Origin of the sequence: Xanthomonas sp. MLO165 (assembly GCF_018831305.1) — a bacterium.
GTDB classification, from domain to species: Bacteria; Pseudomonadota; Gammaproteobacteria; order Xanthomonadales; family Xanthomonadaceae; genus Xanthomonas; species Xanthomonas arboricola.
The window spans coordinates 2379146-2394270 of the sequence record NZ_CP029263.1; the positions used below are offsets into that span (position 1 = coordinate 2379146).

A 15125-nucleotide genomic window follows, 5' to 3' on the forward strand; every position below is an offset into this window, starting at 1 on the left:
CCGGCACGTCGGAAGAAACGTGCCAGTGCGGTTGCAACGGTTGGCACCATCGCTGGTGTCAGGCATGCGCGCTGGCCGGTGTCTCGATACGTTGGTCAGTCGGCGCTTCCGCTCCGGATGTCATGTGGTGCCATCACCGGCTCACTCCGCCACCACGTCCCAAGCGTGATCATGGTCGGCATGAACAGCAGTCAGATCACCGCGCGAACGATCACGGTCACCCCGGCAAGCACCGCATCTGCCGGCAGCGAGGTGATGGTGCAGTTGTCGGCCAGCCCGGACCCGCGCTGGCAGGCGTGTTTCCATTTCGTCGTGCAAGGCCGCGATGGCTTCTTCCTGCAGGGCAGGCCGGTATTCGACAACGCAAGCTTTCACGGGATCTTGCAGGCCGGGCAAGCCGAGGCCTTCCGCCAGGAACTGCCGGATCTGCTGGTATCGGCCAGCGCGCTCGCACGCGCGCAGGTGAACAAGGACGCAGCGCGATAGGCGTGCCGCTTCAGCGGTAGGAAATTCTCAGAGAGTCGTGTCCGGTGGCGGGCACTGGTGACCAGCCCAAAAAAGCGATGGGACGGCGAGGCTGCTTGTCTGCACGACCGCCGGGCATCCATACGCCGTGAACAACATCGCTACTGCACGGCCCCAACGCTACCTGCACGTGGCACGCAGCACGACAGATCGAGCGCCATATCCCAGCGCTCCAGTCCGGGCGCATAGCCGTCCACCGTCACTTGCTGCACCACAAAGCCGAAGCGGGCGTAGAACAGCCGGGTATGTTGACTGGTATCCAACAGGACACGCCGGACATCCGGCATCTGGCGCAATGCTTCAAGCCGGGCCAGGAGCAACTGCGTCCCCACGCCGCAACGGTGCAGACTCGGGTGGACCATGCCCCAGCACAAGCTCGCCGTGGTGCCATCGGCGCCGATCGCGTAGCCGGCGGCGCCAGCGACAGCGTTGCCGCGCTCCAGTAGCTGGTAGTGCCACGCCGCGGCGTGATGGCTCAGGAAGCTGGCGAAGTCGGCACGCTCCCCGGCGCTGAAGAACACCGGCACATTCGCATCGAAGAGCGCCATGCAGGCGTCGAAGTCCCGAGGTTGATACGGCCGAATCGTGTCCATCTGCATAGTCTGCCTCAGACGCGCAGATGCCATGCAGCGGCATGACATCCTGCCCCGTGACCGCCACGCCTGCCGCGCCACCTGCGCTCAGGCCCGGGCCGTCGCCTCGCGCACGAAGTCTTCGTAGGTGCGCAGCGGACGCCCCAGCATGGCCTGCAGCTTTTCTACCGCGCCGTCGGCCGCCCGCATGCCGTGGGTCTGGATGCCGGCCATCATCAGGCGCATGTCATAGGCCAGCCAGGAGGGGCCGTAGGCGGCCATCTGCGCTTCGAAGGCAGCCACGTCGTCGCCCGCGTAGGCGATCTCGCGCCCAAGCGCCGCACTCCAGACCTTCGCGGCGGAAGGGCCCGTCACTGCATGTGGGCCGACCAGTTCGAGCGTGACACGCTCAAGTGCGGCGGTGGCGCGGTCGCGGCGTAGCAACTCGGCAACCGCGATGTCGGCGATGTCGCGCGCATCGATCATGGCCACACCTGCCGAGCCGATCGGCATCGGGTAGACGGCGTACTGTTGAATCGTCTGCTGGATCATCGCTTCGTTCTGCATGAAATACGCCGGGCGCAGAATCGTGGCAGCAATGTCGAGGCTTTCGATCATGCGCTCGACCGTGTGCTTGCCGGTGAAGTGCGGCACGTTGGTGAACCTGTCGGCATGGATCACCGACAGGTACACGATGCGCTCGATCCCTGCTTCCTTGGCAAGATTCAAGGCGATCAGCGCCTGCGTCACTTCGTCGGGAGTGACCGCATTCAACAGGAACAGTGTGCGCGCCGACGACAACGCGGCGCGCATCGACGCGACGTCGGTGAGGTCTGCGACCACCTCGGTGACACCGGTCGGGAAAGTGTGCTTGCCGGGTTGGCGAACCAGTGCCTTGACCTTGGCGCCTGCGTCGGCCAAGCCCTGGGTGATCAGAGAACCGATGGTGCCGGTGGCACCGGTAACGAGAATGCTCATGTGAATCTCCTGCTATGGATGGAAAGAGGCGTCATTGCGACATGTCCGCTGCGCTTGGCGTTGCGGTGACGAGACGATAGGCCGTTGCATCGCCAATACGAAGACGCCAAGATGTAGACGCCTGGTTTCAAATCTGGAACACCATGGATCTCAATGCATTGATCGATTTCGCGCTGGTCGCAGCGAACCAGGGCCTCGGAAAGGCAAGCCGTGCCAGCGGCAGATCCAAGGCGACCCTGTCGCGTCGCATCGCCGAGCTGGAGGAGCAACTGGGAGTGCGACTGGTCGAGCGCAGCGCACGTGGCCTCAGGCTCACCGAGGCCGGGCAGCTGCTGATGGAGCGCACCGAAGTGCCGTTGAGCGAGGTGGCCGAGGCCATGGCAGCGGCACGCGAGGGGCTCTCGAGCCCGCGTGGGCGCTTGCGGGTGGCATCACCGGTGCTGTTCTCGCAACTGGCGATGGGACGTATCGGCGCAGAGTTCTGCGCGGCCTATCCGGAGATCACGCTGGAGGTGGTGGCCGAGGACCGCACGGTCGATCTGGTGGAAGAGCAGTTCGATGTGGCCATCCGCATCAACCCCAGCCCGGACAGCAGTCTTGTGGGGCGCTGCTTCGCCAAGGATCGGCTGGTGGTCGTGGCCGCCCCCGGCATCGCCATGCCGACCGGCAGCGCGGTCACATCACTGCCCGCCGTGGTGATGTCGAGCTTCCAGCCAACCACGTGGACGCTCGATGACGGGCGTCTGGTCCTGGAACCCATTCCAAGACTGCGGTTTTCCTCGTTCCTGATGGTCCGCGACGCGGCGATGGCAGGCGGTGGCATCGCGCTGATTCCGCAGTCGATCGCCTGGAACCAGCTCGCGCGTGGCGAACTGGTGCAGTGGGGCACCATCGCTGGCGCGAAGCCGGCGCTGTGGGTGTTGCACACGTCCAGGCGCCTGGCTGCCCCGAAGGTGCGTGCCTTCGTGGACTTCATGTGCGACAGGTATCCGGATGCGTCGCTTGTGTTGAAGGGGTAGGGCGCTGCATCCGGCTTATGCGCGCCAGCCTGCGTGGCGGCCAGCGTGGACGCGTTATCGCCTGGACAGATCCACCGCCGAGGTCCAGACAGCGTTGCGAAAGTGCTGATCGACAAGCCGGTCCACACGCTGATGGCAGGCTTTGCGCGTCCTCGAATATGCTCGTTCGGGGACGCGTGGCCGCGTCATGACTTCGGTAAAACCGCCTCGCGCTCAGGGATGCATGCCGCGATGAGGCAGGCTCTCCCTTGCACAGCTGACGACTGCAGATGCGCACTCAGCCGCGCGCCGAGCACTTGGTCCCTCACACGCGCAATAACCGCCTGGCCAGGCGGCGGCCGGGCGCGGCATCGGCGTGGTCGCTACCAGCGCCCAGGATCGGGCGGCGTAGATGGGGTGGCGGCAGGCAGATCAGCACGCATGGCGTCTTTGCCAGTGCCGACTGCAGCGAGGAACGCCAGACGCCACGGCGGACGACGGCGTCGTGTTCGACCACCAGCACGTCGGCGCAGGCGCGTTTAAGCAGGCCGGCGATCTCGCGCCGCGGATTGCCCACGGCGACGTGGATGCGCACGCGCAGGTCCTCGTCGGGCAGTTGCTGGACCAGGTCGCCGAGCCAGCTGGCAGCCGCGTCTTCGCTCAGCGGCTTGTCGTTGAACAGGCTGTCCACCAGCAGGCCTTCGCTGACTTCCGGCACGACGTGCAGCAGGTGCAGGTCGGCGCCGCGGCGACGCGCCAGGGCCGCGGCATCGCGCAGCGATTCCAGGCTGGTTTCGCGGCCGGTGATCCAGCAGGCCACGTGACCGCCGACAGCGCCATCGCGCGGGATCGCATCGGCGTAGGGCAGGGTGAGCATGGGCGTGGCCACGCGCTGCAGCACGCGCGCGCGCAGCGAGACATGCAGCGGACGCGGCAGGCCGGTGCGCTCGGACGGCGGCATGATCAATAACGCGTCGTCGCGGCTGCGGCAGAACGAGACGATGCCGGCGGCGGCGGAGCCACCGGCAAGTGCACGCTCGCAGCCCGGGTAGTTGGAAGCCTCGGCAAAGAAGGCATCCAGCGACTGCTGGGCCTGCGCACGCTTGCCCTTGGCATGCACGTGCAGGATGGTCAGGCGCGCGCGCAGGCGGTCCACCAGTTGCGCCACGGTCGGGATGGCGGCATGGCAGGTCTCGGAAAAATTGGTGGCAAAGATCAGGTGGGTGGGGGTGGTCTGCATGGCTGGCTCCGTGGTCAGTAGATGAAACCGTCGATGGCGCGCACTTCGCGCAGCGGTACGCGCTGACCCAGCATTTCGCGCAGGGTGAGTTCGATGCCGCGCGACAGTGCGGTCATCGGGGTGTCGTGCACGGTGTTCTCGAACGGGTCTTCGATGGCGCTGCTGGCGCTGTCGATGGCGATCAGGGTGAAGCTGATCAGCACCGAGGCGATCGGCATGGCCAGGCCCATGCCGGCGATCAGGCCCAGCGGCACCAGCCAGCAATACATGTTCACCAGCGTGCGCGGCAGCGAGGAGAACTGCCGCGGCAGCGGGGTGTTCTTGATGCGTTCGCAGGCGCCCTGGATATTGGCCAGCGTGGTGAGGTTGGCGTCCAGCGACGACCAGCGCAGGCTGTCGAGCATGCCCCAGTCGCGCGCCTGCTGCAGTTGCTGGCCCAGCCGCAGGGTCAGCGCGTTGGGGATGTTGGCATAGCCGCGCAGGTCGTCGGCGCGTGCCTGGCCGAGCAGCCCGGCCAGCTCGGGGAACGGGTTCTGCCGGCGCAGGTGACAGCGCAAGGCGTGCACGAAGGCGACCTGGTGCACCACGATATCGTCGCGCAGTGCGGCTTGGCGCGGGTCGGCCGGGTCCACATCCAGCGCGGTCAGGGCCTGGCGTGCGATGGCGCGCGAGGTGTTCACCAGCGCGCCCCAGAGTTGGCGCGCCTCCCACCAGCGGCCATAGGCCGCATTGGCGCGGAACGCCAGGAAGATGGTGAGCGCCGAGCCGAGCTGGGCCAGCGGCAAGGCTTCGATCGACAGCCACTGCCAGCCGAAGAAGGTGTAGAGCACGGCCACGGCGCAGTCGAACGCCAGCAACACCAGCAGGCGCTTGTAGGTCTTGGGCCAGATGCGTCGCAACGGAAACGTATCGCGGGTGATCATGGGAGAGGCAACATCGACGTGGGGTGGATGCATTACACCCAGCCTCCACGGTCGTGTCTGCCATCCTTGCGCCAGCGTTGGACAGTGCGCGCACCGTCCGAACGATGCGGCCGGCCTATCTTTCGATAGGTGAAATCCGCAGCCCTGGCCACGATGCTGTGGCATCAACCACCGCAATAGAGGAGCGGCATTGCAGCGCAGGTGCATGGGTAGGCAATGGACAGACTGAGACTGCCATTCAAGTGGCGCGGACAGGTGGTCAAGCTCAATCGCGGCCCGACGCTGTGGGCGTCGCTGGCGATGCTGGCCTCGCTGGTGTGGGCGGAGTGGTACTCGCACCTGGGCGTGTCGCTGGGGCTGCTGTACATCCTGCCGGTGGTGCTGGCGGCCACGGTGCTGTCGCGGCGCGACATCGTCATCGCCGCGATCGCCTGTGCAGTGCTGCGCGGCTTGTTCGTCACCGACGAAACCCTGGTCGAACAGGCACTGCGCTTTTTCATGGCGACGGTTGCCTATGCCGGCTGCGGGCTGCTCGTGGCTGAAATCAGCCGCACCCGCCGGGTGATCCTGGCCCATTACGTGCAGCTGCGTGCCGAACAGCGGCTGCGCCGGCGGCTGGAGCGGCAATTGCGGCTGCTTGCCGAGAGCAGCCCGGCGGCATTGCTGACCGTGGCCGGCGACGGCCGCATCGTGGCGGCCAACCGCGCCGCGCACGAAATCCTGGACATGGCCGAGGAGGGCGGGCTGGAAGGCCGCGCGGTGCGCGAGTTCCTGCCGCTGCTGGACGATGCGCTGAGCATGAGCGCCAATCTGGATGGCATGCGCACCTCCGCCAGCACCTGGGGCTGCCGCAGCGACGGCACCCGCTTTCCGGCCACCACCTGGTTCTCGGTCTACGAAGACAGCGCCGAGCGTCACCTGGCCGCGATCCTGGTCGACACCAGCGAGGAAGTGCGCGCGCGCGAATCGGCGCACTTCGACGATGTGCTGAAGAACAATCGCCTGCTGGCCGGCGCGGTGTCGCACGAGATCCGCAACCTGTGTTCGGCGGCGGGTGTGGTCACCTCCAACCTGGCGCGGCATCCGGCCATTGGCGCTGATCCGGACCTGGCCGCGTTGCGTAGCCTGGTGGCGGCACTGATGGAGCTGGCGTCCTTCAACCTGCGTCGGCAGTTGCCCGACGATGCGCATGAAACGCGGCTGCAGACGCTGTGCAGCGAGCTGGATGTGATCATCCGTTCGGACTGGGAGGACGTCGATGGCCAACTGGTGATCCAGATCCCGGCCGATTTCCCCTCGGTGCACGGCGACCGCCATGCATTGCTGCAGGTGCTGCTCAATCTGGCGCGCAATTCGCTGCGCGCGGTGCAGGCGCTGCCACCGCAACGCCGCCAGTTGATCGTCAGTGCGCGCCTGGAGCAGGAGCGTGCGGTGCTGAGCGTGCGCGACACCGGGCCCGGCATCGCCGAGCCGGGCCGCCTGTTCCAGCCGTTCCGCAGCGACAGCGACGGCTCCGGGCTGGGGCTGTACATCTCGCGTGCGCTGATGGCCAACCAGGGTGGTCTGCTGCGTTACGCGCCTGGCGGCGAAGGCGCCTGTTTCGAGCTGCATCTGCCGCTGGCGCACGCAGCATATGCGGAGGCGCTGGATGGATGAGTCGCGGCGCGCACCGGTGCGCCTCTATCTGCTGGACGACCACACGCTGTTCCGCGAGGGCCTGCTGCGCCTGCTCGGTGCCGACGCCCGCTTCGAGGTGGTCGGGCAGTCCGGCGCATTGGCGCAGGCCATCGTACAGATCGCCTCGCTGACGCCGGACGTGGTCATCCTCGACTACGACATGGGCGAGTACAACGCGCTGGACTACATGCGGCGCCAGGCCGAGCAGGCGCGCCGTCCGGCCACGCTGGTCGTCACCGCCGGCCTGCCCGAGCGCGACGCACTGGCCTTGATCCGGCTCGGCGTGTCCGGCATCTGCCGCAAGGATGTTTCCACCGATGAACTGATCGACAGCATCCATGCGGTGGCGATGGGCCGGGTGCTGATCGACCAGCGTTATCTGCAATCGCTGGTCGCCCAGGGCACCCAGGAAAGCCGGCCCAGTTTTACCGACCGTGAGCGCGAAGTGCTGCGTGGCCTGCTGCGCGGGCAGTCCAACAAGTTGATCGCACGCCAGCTCGGCAGTTCGGAAAGCGCGATCAAGGCCACCTTCCAGCAGCTGTTCAACAAGCTCGACGTGCGCTCGCGCAGCCAGTTGGTGATGGTGATCCTGCAGGATTATCGCGACCTGGTGTGAGGCGTCTTGTTCCTTTGAAAGACATCGGGCGAGCGATGCAGATGCAGATGCTTATCCGCTGAACCCGATGCAGTTGCAACGGCACGCTGGCATGTAGGGCGTGCGACAAGGCCGCATGTGTGACGCTGATCTGCCGCCTTGCAGGCATGCCGATCGGGATGCGCTGGGTGGTGTTCCCGGACAAGCGCCGAGCCTCACGTCATCACACGATGTCGGACTCATCTGCACGAGGCATGGACAAAGCGCCGGTCATCATGCGCGCCTGATGGAGAGAGGTGTTACATGGCGAAGCCGACGCTGTTCTTCCTGCACGCGCTTGGGTCCAGCAGCAACGAGTGGTCTGGCGTGATCCAGCGACTGGAGGCGCGTTTCGACTGTGTGGCGCTCGATATTCCCGGCTTTGGAGACGCGCCGCCGCTGCAGCATGTCGACACCGCCGCACTGGTTACCTGGTTTGTCGAAGAGGTAATCCGGCGGCAACCGACCTGCTGGTTTGTGGTCGGACACAGCATGGGCGGAAAGATCGCCACCCTGGCAGCGGCGCAGGCACGCGAGGGCGTGGCCGGGCTTGCCGGCCTGGCCGGCGTGATCCTGGTCGCGGCGTCACCGCCAGCGCCGGAGCCGATGGAGGAGTCACGCCGACAGACCATGCTGGCTTGGTTCGAAAAAGGCCATCCCACCCGGCAAGAGGCCGAGCAGTTCATCGACGACAACTGTGCGGCGAGGTTGCCTGCGCCTGTGAGGGACGCGGCCGTAAACGATGTGCTGCGAACCAGTGCAAAAGCGTGGATCGCCTGGCTCTCACACGCCAGTCGTGAGGACTGCAGTGCGCAGGCCGGCTGCATGCACGTGCCGGCGTTGATCCTCGCCGGCAGTGAGGATGGCGACCTCGGCGAAGCCGCGCAAACAACGCTGAACGCGCCGCATTATCACGATGCGCGTCTCGCCATCGTGGCCGATGCCGCGCACCTGATCCCCTACGAACAACCGCAACACCTGGCGCAGCTGATCGCAGCGCATGTGGAGCGCAGCAAGGACACGTGCCTGCCCGATGACTTCGTCAGGCTGCTCAATGCAGACCGGGTTGCCCCGCGCATGCGCAAGCTGCTGCTCAGCCGGCACGCTGGCCCACCCGCAGATGCGCAAGGCGTGCTGAGCCAGCATCAACTGGAGATACTCGGCGCAGTCGTTGCGCGCGTATTGGATGGGGAAAGCGATGCGCGCGCGATTGCACGGCGGATCGACGTCCAGCTTGCCGAAGGCGCAGGAGATGGTTGGCGCCATGCCGCGTTGCCACTCGATCGGCTGGCGATGCCGCTGGGGCTCGACACGCTCGACGCGCTGAGCAATGGCTTCGTCGGCTTGTCTGCCGATATCCAGGACCGTTGGCTGCGCGAGGTGTCGCGCGCGACGGCTGGTGATTCCTCGGCGCATGGGCTGGATGCAGCGCAGCTGGCGCATTGGTTCGAGGATGTGCGCGCCGAAGCAGTGCGGACCTGGGTCAGCCTTCCCGCCACGATGGCCGCATTGGGATACGACGGCTTTGCGGTTGGCGGTGTCGGTATCGACAGCCTGGGCTATCAGCACACTGCAGCCGACCGGCAAGAAGCCTGGCAGCTTCCCGCCGAAGGCCTGCGATGAGCCGGGGCATCAACGACGCTGCGGTCGATGTGGTGGTGGTAGGCAGCGGAGCAGGCGGCGGCCCGCTGGCCGCACGGCTTGCACAGGCAGGTCTGTCGGTGGTGGTGCTGGAGGCGGGTGCGGCCTTCAGCCCTGCCTCCCATCTGCCCGATGAGCTGACCACCGGCATCTACTGGATGGAGGAGCGCCTGAGCGGCGGGCAGACGCCCACCGCATTCGGCGCCAACAATTCCGGTTCTGGCCTGGGTGGTTCGACCCTGCACTGGGGCGCCTTCTGCCCGCGTCCGGACAAGCGCGATCTGAGCCTGTCGACGCACACCGGGCAGCGCAGCATGGACTGGCCGATCGCGCATGAAGAGCTGCTGTCCTATATCCGCCGCGTGGAGGAGTTCATCGGCGTCTCCGGGCCGGCGCACTATCCGTGGGATCCCGAGCGCAGCTACGCCTATGCGCCGCCGCAGCGCAATGCGTCGGCCAACGCAATGGAGCGCGGTTGCCGCACGCTCGGCATCACCGCCACCGACGCGCCTGCCGCGTTGGTGACCAGGGCGCATGCGCAGCCGCACTACGGCATGCGCGCGGCCTGCAACAATTGCGGCGCCTGTCATCAAGGTTGCAGCAATGGCGCCAAGGTGAGCGTCGATACCACCTGGCTGCCGCTGGCGCGCGCGCACGGTGCCCAGTTGCGACCCGGCTGCCGGGTCATCGATATCGAGCGCGATGCGCGTGGCATGGTCAGCGCGGTGGTCTATCAACAGCACGGACGCGAACTGCGCCAGCGTTGCACAAGCCTGTTCCTGTGCGCAGGCGGCGTGGAAACACCGCGCTTGCTGCTCAACCTGGGGCTGGCCAACTCCAGCGGTCAGGTCGGGCGCAATTTCATGGCGCATGTGGCCACTCAGGTGTGGGGAGAGTTCGATGCGGACATGCGCATGAACCGTGGCTACCCCTCGTCGCTGATCACCGAGGACATGCTGCGCCCGGTCAATGCCGATTTCATCGGCGGCTATCTGGTGCAGAGCCTGGGCGTACAGCCGATCACCCTGGCCAACACCCTGGCACGTGGCGCAGGCCTGTGGGGGAGGGAGCTCGTCTCGACCATGGCGCGCTACAACCGCCTGGCCGGCATCGGCATCAATGGCGAATGCCTGCCGCAGGACGCCAACCGGCTGACCCTGTCTGATGAGCACGATGCCTTCGGCCAGCGCAAGGCGCGTATCGACTTCAGCTACGGACCCAACGAACGCGCGATCGATGCCCACGCCCGCACATCGCTGCACGCAATCTGGGAGGCGGCAGGTGCACAACGCATCTTCGCCGCCGCCCGCTCCGCACACACATTGGGTACCTGCCGCATGGGCACCGATCCGGAGCAGGCCGTGGTCGACCCGGACGGCCGCGCATTCGATATCGCCAACCTCTACATCTGCGACAACTCGATTTTTCCAAGTGCGCTGGCAGCCAATCCCGCGCTGACACAGATGGCACTTGGCCTGCGCACGGCGGAGCGTTTTCTCGCCCGCTAGTTGCGTGCATACCACCACCTCTCTCTACCACCAGGAGTTCAGCATGGATCTCGGAATCAACAATCGGATCGCCCTCATCAGTGGCGGCGACTCGGGAATGGGCAAGGAGACTGCGCGGCAGCTGCTCGAAGCTGGCGTGCGCGTGGCGATCACTGATCTTCCGGACGGCACGCTCGACCAGGCAGTGGCCGAGCTGTCGGGCCTGGGGCAGATCATCGCCATCGAGGGCGATGTCACCCGCAAGCAGGACGTCGCCGCCATCTGGACGCAGGTGCGAGAACAACTGGGCGACCCCGACATCTACATCAACGCAGCGGGCGTCACCGGCGCAACCGGCGACTTCCTGGAGGTCAGCGACGCCGGCTGGCTTGAAACGCTGGACATCAACCTGATGGGCGCAGTGCGCATGTGCCGCCAGGCCATCCCCGCGATGCGCCGCAATCAATGGGGCCGGATCGTGCTGTTCGCCTCCGAGGATGCCGTGCAGCCTTACGTGGACGAGCTGGCCTATTGCGCATCGAAGGCAGGAATCCTGAGCCTGGCCAAGGGCCTGTCCAAGGCCTACGGACCGGACAACGTGCTGGTCAATACGGTGTCGCCCGCCTTTATCGCAACCCCGATGACCGACAAGATGATGCAAAAGCGCGCCAGCGAAAACGGAACCACGTTCGAGCAGGCGATTGAATCGTTCCTGGACGAAGAGCGTCCCGGCATGGTGCTCAAGCGACGTGGCCGCCCGGAAGAAGTGGCCTCGGCGGTTGCCTTCCTGTGCTCCGAGCGCGCCAGCTTCATCAACGGCGCCGGGATCCGGGTGGATTCGGGATCGGTCTTTACCATCGCGGGTTGAGGCGGGCGTCGTTCCGAGATGCGGTGAGCCCATAAGCTGCCGCGTCCTGTCTCTGCACCCGGTACCAGGTGCGGACAAGTAAGCGTATGTGTAATCGGCTGCAGGAATACTGCAGCCGCGTTGCCCAGGAAACCAGCTCGTTCAGCGGAGTGGGGCGCCTACGTTTACGGCGACGCGTTGCCTGCATGCTGGGCTACCACCGGCGGCGCGCGGCCGCTCAAAGCCCCTCGATACCCCTCACACGCCGCATCGCAGACATCGCCTTCGGCAAGGCAGAAGGCGCTACTTTCTGCTTCTCGCTGCGGCATCGCTCTCACCGGCCGCCGCCAACGCTTTCGGCGCGAACTGATACCCCATCGAGCGCCAGGACGATGCGATGCCCAGGTCATAGCCATAGACCAGGGTGACGTGGATCGCCGACATGGCGGCCGCCTTCTTGTCGTTGGCGAGGACGACTTTGGCAATGTGCTCCGCCAATGCTTTGTCGTCGATGCGCCGTTCGGACAGGTTAACCTGCACAACCACAGATTCGACATTCGGCGTGCCGAACACCGTGTTGTGCACGACGCGCGCGGACTGCACGCCCGGCTCGGCACTGACGGCTTCATGGGCCGCCAGCAAGTCCTTGAAGTAGTCACTCTGCGCAAGTTGCCCGGTAAACGCCGGGACTGCTGCGGCTGCGATCATCAACACAGCGACCACCACCAGGTGCACACGCCACACCGGCATCGGCCTGACGGCGGCGAGCGGTGTCTGCGCGGTGACCACCGTGCTTCCCACCACAAGGTCGTGCAACGACCGGCGGCCGTGGCGATTGAACAGATACAGATAAAGGATCGAAAGCGTCCCGCCAAAGATCAGCAGCGTCAACACATACTGCAGCGGCGAGAGCAACACATCGCGATCGAACTGTGCGCCGTTGAGGAAGAACGGGACACCCAATACCGAATAACGCAGCAGCGATTGCGGAAGTGCCAGCAGGGCATCGTCCCTGCCAGCGACGCGCACGCCCAGCAGGCGCTTGCCCAGGGTCTGCCCCTTGCAAAGCACGCTGTTCATGACCCCGAAGTAAGTCAGTGCAACGAAGAATCCGAACAAACGCCCATAACCGCCCATCCGCACGAACACATCCAGCAACGCCCAGCCAGCCAACGCGCCAGCCATGCCAAGCACGAGGCAATCGACCAAGAACGCAGCAGACCGCCGCCAAAAACCCGCCGCGCCAGGCGCAGTATCAACTTCCATGTAGTTCCCCGTCAGGTGTTCTCCCGGACGCGATGATGCCATGCTGCAGTCAAGGAGACCACGAGTCGGCAGCTTTACCTGGCGATTTCCGGAAATTTGGTGGCAGGCAAAATCTTCGTTTCTGGTCGACAGCGGGCGTGGCTGGGGAGAAAAGCTTGAGGAAATATGGCTATCGATTAGGGAGCGTTATCGGGGGTAGGACAGAAGTCAGCTGTTGGCAGGTGGCGCGTGAGGGCGCTGTGGGCCGAATGGGCAGTTGCGAGCGTTCACGACTGCTGCCTATGATTGCGATTTCCTTGGAGGCACTGGCCATTATGCTGAACCCCTATGCGATAGAAATGAGTAGGGATGCCTTGATAGACGCCCTGCGCTATCTGGACGGCTTGAAGTTTGGAAGCAAGACCTGCTACGCGCAGGTACCGGTTTCTGTGTCAATCGCCGGAAGGTGTTAATCGACATCGAATCCTGCCTGGTGCGATTCGTTCACGACACGAACCACCACAAAGTTCAGATCGACGACCTTGTCGATCATGACTTCTATGGCGAGTTCTCGGTTGCCTGGCAGGAAATGAGCTTTGATGAAGATGATGGCGTTCTGCTGATCGAAGGGACTGAGCAGAGCACAAAACAGAGGTACAAAACGTATCTCCACTTTCATGGCGAGCAGGCTTTTCGCAACCTCTGATATCTGACCGATTTCATCACCCAGCTTTGCTGTACGTGCTGTCGTCCGATTCAAGGTCAATTGCCGGTGCCGATGGCACGACGACAACATGCGCCCAGCCAAATGCCAACGCGGCACAGTCACAGAGACCTTGGGGGCGGCGCTAATACGCTCGAAAAATATCCTTCACTCGTCATCCCGCAGCGAATTCGACTTGCGGAGCAAGAATCGGTAGGTGGCAAATGCGGAAAGGGAATTGAACTTGAAGTGATTGTACTTCTTTAAGATGCCGCCTGTTCCTTTTTCGGACATTTCGAACATTTTCGCAGAATTTATTCGTTTATATTTCCGCGCAAGCTCTTCGCATTCACTGCTACCCAATACACCCTGAAAGTACGTGGGCAAGTCAATTTCGGAGCCGTCGGACAGGTTGCAGATATATGAGTGGTCGATGTCCTCACCGCCGTAGCTATCATCAAGCAGCACATACCACTGGAACGTACTGAAGAGATCCACGTGACAGTAGAGCAGGTGCTCTTTGCGTGATCCTACGAGCACAAGCGCATGGACAGGGTAGCTCGCACTCCTGAACACATTGACCTCAAAATTGAACTCAACCGGGCTAACTGGCAGCGACGGCACAAGGATAATCTTGTCCCGGAATGAACTTTTTTCAGCATCAATGACCAGCTTTAAATTATCGCGAGATACGCCATTGTACGTTGCAAATCCAGCGGCTATTTTTGCAAATCCCTGCTTGAATATTTTTTTATCAAAACCGAAGGGGAGCGTCACTTTTCCCGCCATGTCGTCATAGATGACAACATCTTCCCCTTGCGCAATCACATTAGTGTTTAGTAGGTGCTGCCTGTAGTTCCGTCCAGTCTTCATTGAATTCGCATATATCACTCGCTTGACCTTATCGAAGTAGGGTTTTCTCGGAAAGAATCTGTCATTCTTGAAGATGACGTCTACAAGATAGTCACCGTGCGAGCCTCGCGCGCTCGAAGCACCCGGCCGGTCCCTATCAAAACCAAGTCGCAAGGTTAATCCTTCAAAGATCTTCAAGAATTCCTTGTCGATAAGCTCATTGAGATCCTGGTTGGCGCGATGCGACAGTATTTTCCTTGAACTGAGCGTGCCGCTCAGCGCATTGTGGATGATGTGCTCGAGCGATTCGCAGTCGTCGTCGGTAGGATGATTTCCATGCGACATCTTCAGCTGCACGCCCCTGAGATAGCAGATTCCCGATGCTTCCTTCATGCTTGTCCTGTCACTCGGCCAGTGAATGCAATCTTCTCACGCTATTAAGCTGAGCTGCTGGCCATTGCGGACAACAGGAGTGCCATTGCCCGTGCAGAGCAGGTGCCTCTCGCCCGGCGCGTGACGATGACTTTTCTGGACGCTTCGTCGCGCACCAATGCTCGGCGAAAGAGCAGCAGCGACAGCATCTGTGCGGGCCATGGCTGCGCTGGCGTCGCAGCGACCTCCTGCAATGACGAACCCGCGACACGCATCTGAACCCAGCCGAAGATAGCTGTCGGGGCTGGGTGGTCATTAGGGAGGTTTATCAGTACTAGGAGAGGGGGAGCTTCCGACCCCTCGTGGACCTTGAGATTCGCAGCAGGTCCGACTCCTGAGTCGTACTAGCTAGCCTGGAGAACACTCTTGGC

The 15125-nt window shown here is 63.8% G+C and carries 14 protein-coding genes; 7 read left to right on the top strand and 7 right to left on the bottom strand.

What is annotated here, in order from left to right; all coding sequences use genetic code 11:
* Positions 1–180 precede the first annotated feature (180 nt).
* The gene (locus DGN21_RS10195; RefSeq protein WP_126966751.1) at positions 181–486 is read left to right on the top strand and encodes a hypothetical protein; all 306 of its coding nucleotides are present in this window, start codon (positions 181–183) and stop codon (positions 484–486) included.
* A 140-nt stretch (positions 487–626) separates the two neighbouring features.
* On the opposite strand, the gene DGN21_RS10200 is transcribed toward DGN21_RS10195, so the two are convergent.
* Together DGN21_RS10200 and DGN21_RS10205 are read right to left on the bottom strand one after the other, a co-directional pair.
* Positions 627–1073, bottom strand: coding sequence for a GNAT family N-acetyltransferase (locus DGN21_RS10200; protein ID WP_126966752.1), 447 nt, complete (start codon positions 1071–1073; stop codon positions 627–629).
* Positions 1074–1205: 132 nt separating this feature from the next.
* Positions 1206–2075, bottom strand: coding sequence for an NmrA family NAD(P)-binding protein (locus DGN21_RS10205; protein WP_126966740.1), 870 nt, complete (start codon positions 2073–2075; stop codon positions 1206–1208).
* 143 nt (positions 2076–2218) lie between these two features.
* On the opposite strand from DGN21_RS10205, the gene DGN21_RS10210 reads away from it, so the two are divergent.
* Complete coding sequence (locus tag DGN21_RS10210; RefSeq protein WP_126966741.1) at positions 2219–3094, top strand: LysR family transcriptional regulator; 876 nt, start codon at positions 2219–2221, stop codon at positions 3092–3094.
* A 304-nt stretch (positions 3095–3398) separates the two neighbouring features.
* Here DGN21_RS10210 and DGN21_RS10215 read toward each other — a convergent pair whose 3' ends face one another.
* Positions 3399–4313, bottom strand: a complete 915-nt coding sequence (locus DGN21_RS10215; RefSeq protein ID WP_184577979.1) for a universal stress protein — start codon at positions 4311–4313, stop codon at positions 3399–3401.
* 14 nt (positions 4314–4327) lie between these two features.
* Positions 4328–5236, bottom strand: coding sequence for a bestrophin family ion channel (locus tag DGN21_RS10220; protein WP_024939959.1), 909 nt, complete (start codon positions 5234–5236; stop codon positions 4328–4330).
* A gap of 216 nt (positions 5237–5452) precedes the next feature.
* On the opposite strand from DGN21_RS10220, the gene DGN21_RS10225 reads away from it, so the two are divergent.
* From DGN21_RS10225 to DGN21_RS10245, 5 genes are all read left to right on the top strand, one after another.
* A complete protein-coding gene (locus DGN21_RS10225) occupies positions 5453–6892 on the top strand; it encodes a PAS domain-containing sensor histidine kinase (protein ID WP_104574319.1) in 1440 nt (479 codons plus the stop codon).
* Entirely contained in the window at positions 6885–7529 is a 645-nt protein-coding gene (locus tag DGN21_RS10230; protein ID WP_024939961.1) for a response regulator transcription factor, read from the top strand. The genes DGN21_RS10225 and DGN21_RS10230 overlap by 8 nt, the downstream gene beginning before the upstream one ends.
* 282 nt (positions 7530–7811) lie before the next feature.
* Positions 7812–9170, top strand: a complete 1359-nt coding sequence (locus tag DGN21_RS10235) for an alpha/beta hydrolase (RefSeq protein ID WP_184578051.1) — start codon at positions 7812–7814, stop codon at positions 9168–9170.
* Positions 9167–10696 (top strand): GMC family oxidoreductase, encoded by a 1530-nt coding sequence (locus DGN21_RS10240; RefSeq protein ID WP_184577977.1) that lies wholly within the window; start codon positions 9167–9169, stop codon positions 10694–10696. Before DGN21_RS10235 ends, DGN21_RS10240 begins: the two co-directional genes overlap by 4 nt.
* Before the next feature lie 43 nt (positions 10697–10739).
* Positions 10740–11543, top strand: coding sequence for an SDR family oxidoreductase (locus DGN21_RS10245; RefSeq protein ID WP_215825239.1), 804 nt, complete (start codon positions 10740–10742; stop codon positions 11541–11543).
* 282 nt (positions 11544–11825) lie between these two features.
* On the opposite strand, the gene DGN21_RS10250 is transcribed toward DGN21_RS10245, so the two are convergent.
* The 3 genes from DGN21_RS10250 to DGN21_RS10260 form a co-directional block, all read right to left on the bottom strand.
* A complete protein-coding gene (locus DGN21_RS10250) occupies positions 11826–12707 on the bottom strand; it encodes an RDD family protein (RefSeq protein ID WP_252374709.1) in 882 nt (293 codons plus the stop codon).
* A gap of 529 nt (positions 12708–13236) precedes the next feature.
* The gene (locus DGN21_RS10255) at positions 13237–13596 is read right to left on the bottom strand and encodes a hypothetical protein (protein ID WP_215825219.1); all 360 of its coding nucleotides are present in this window, start codon (positions 13594–13596) and stop codon (positions 13237–13239) included.
* Positions 13597–13638: 42 nt separating this feature from the next.
* The gene (locus tag DGN21_RS10260) at positions 13639–14715 is read right to left on the bottom strand and encodes a hypothetical protein (protein ID WP_184577970.1); all 1077 of its coding nucleotides are present in this window, start codon (positions 14713–14715) and stop codon (positions 13639–13641) included.
* Positions 14716–15125 lie beyond the last annotated feature (410 nt).

Bases quoted from the DNA above. Each gene is read 5' to 3' on its own strand.
- DGN21_RS10205 (WP_126966740.1), bottom strand. From the start codon at position 2,075: ATGAGCATTCTCGTTACCGGTGCCACCGGCACCATCGGTTCTCTGATC.
- DGN21_RS10235 (WP_184578051.1), top strand. From the start codon at position 7,812: ATGGCGAAGCCGACGCTGTTCTTCCTGCACGCGCTTGGGTCCAGCAGC.
- DGN21_RS10200 (WP_126966752.1), bottom strand. From the start codon at position 1,073: ATGGCGCTCTTCGATGCGAATGTGCCGGTGTTCTTCAGCGCCGGGGAG.
- DGN21_RS10210 (WP_126966741.1), top strand. From the start codon at position 2,219: ATGGATCTCAATGCATTGATCGATTTCGCGCTGGTCGCAGCGAACCAG.
- DGN21_RS10240 (WP_184577977.1), top strand. From the start codon at position 9,167: ATGAGCCGGGGCATCAACGACGCTGCGGTCGATGTGGTGGTGGTAGGC.
- DGN21_RS10260 (WP_184577970.1), bottom strand. From the start codon at position 14,715: ATGAAGGAAGCATCGGGAATCTGCTATCTCAGGGGCGTGCAGCTGAAG.
- DGN21_RS10250 (WP_252374709.1), bottom strand. From the start codon at position 12,707: ATGGCTGGCGCGTTGGCTGGCTGGGCGTTGCTGGATGTGTTCGTGCGG.
- DGN21_RS10230 (WP_024939961.1), top strand. From the start codon at position 6,885: ATGGATGAGTCGCGGCGCGCACCGGTGCGCCTCTATCTGCTGGACGAC.
- DGN21_RS10195 (WP_126966751.1), top strand. From the start codon at position 181: ATGAACAGCAGTCAGATCACCGCGCGAACGATCACGGTCACCCCGGCA.
- DGN21_RS10220 (WP_024939959.1), bottom strand. From the start codon at position 5,236: ATGATCACCCGCGATACGTTTCCGTTGCGACGCATCTGGCCCAAGACC.
- DGN21_RS10245 (WP_215825239.1), top strand. From the start codon at position 10,740: ATGGATCTCGGAATCAACAATCGGATCGCCCTCATCAGTGGCGGCGAC.
- DGN21_RS10225 (WP_104574319.1), top strand. From the start codon at position 5,453: ATGGACAGACTGAGACTGCCATTCAAGTGGCGCGGACAGGTGGTCAAG.
- DGN21_RS10215 (WP_184577979.1), bottom strand. From the start codon at position 4,313: ATGCAGACCACCCCCACCCACCTGATCTTTGCCACCAATTTTTCCGAG.